At 37.5% G+C, this 909-nt stretch carries 1 pseudogene; it reads left to right on the top strand.

Annotated features, from left to right (window positions below):
• Positions 1-715: 715 nt before the first annotated feature.
• Positions 716-909, top strand: a pseudogene (locus EM808_RS28375) (IS110 family transposase); the annotation flags it as partial.

Raw genomic sequence — 909 nt, 5'->3', positions numbered from 1 at the left:
TCAAAATCAACATCGACATTAAATGATATATACATAGCTAGTCACCTCAAGACTAGTATGTAAAATGAAAGCAACTTTGTACATATTTATTCAAGCATTACTGTACATATTTAAAATAGCATTTCTATATAGGTTTGCGGATACAATTATTCGGTTCGTTAACCCCTAAATAAGCGTTAATCCTTCTTAGAATGAAAATGAATTTAACAAAAAAGCGTCTAACCCCTTACATACCAAGGAATTAGACGTATTTTCAACCGAGTTTGATATGTAGTTTTACTTACCCCTATGGGTCCCAATTTCATTCGTTCTTGCTGCCAATTGTAGCTTAGCAGAAATTAAGGCAACTTGAAACCTATTAGCTGTATCTCTTGGCATCCGAAATATAATAAAGAAATAACACAAGCAGTGGAACATAATAAACAAATCATACGTAAGGAACCTGTTGTTAAACTATCGCCCCCGTTCGTATTATAAGGTCAGCCAGAAAATATTTCTGGTTGACCTTTTTTTATATCGATATATGATAATCGTAGCCAGGGTAGAACGTCCGCCCCCGTGGGACTAGATCCCGTCAACTAAACCGTTCACCCCCTACTTGTAGAAACATGTTTGAGGCAGGTTGAGACTTGATCTCGTATAACAAGCGAAGCTGTGATACTGCATTAGGGATATAGGGGTTACTGGTAAAGAATTCAAAGGAGGAGATTTTAGAATGAATCCAGTAGTGGGTCTGGATGTGTCAAAAGGTGAAAGTCAGGTTCAAGCATATTTGGATAAAGGGAAGCCATATCGTAAGGGATTTAAAGTTTCTCATACTCTTGAGGGGCTGAAGGAACTCTTCGATTTCCTGGAAGAAGTTAAAGGTAAAACTGGTATTCAGCCACCTGTAGTATTAGAGTCAACAGG

The sequence above is a fragment of the Niallia taxi genome (assembly GCF_004005475.1).
In the GTDB taxonomy this organism is placed as follows: domain Bacteria; phylum Bacillota; class Bacilli; order Bacillales; family Cytobacillaceae; genus Niallia; species Niallia taxi.
The sequence above is the reverse complement of the archived record's forward strand: the minus strand, read 5'-3'. Positions and strand labels throughout refer to the sequence as shown.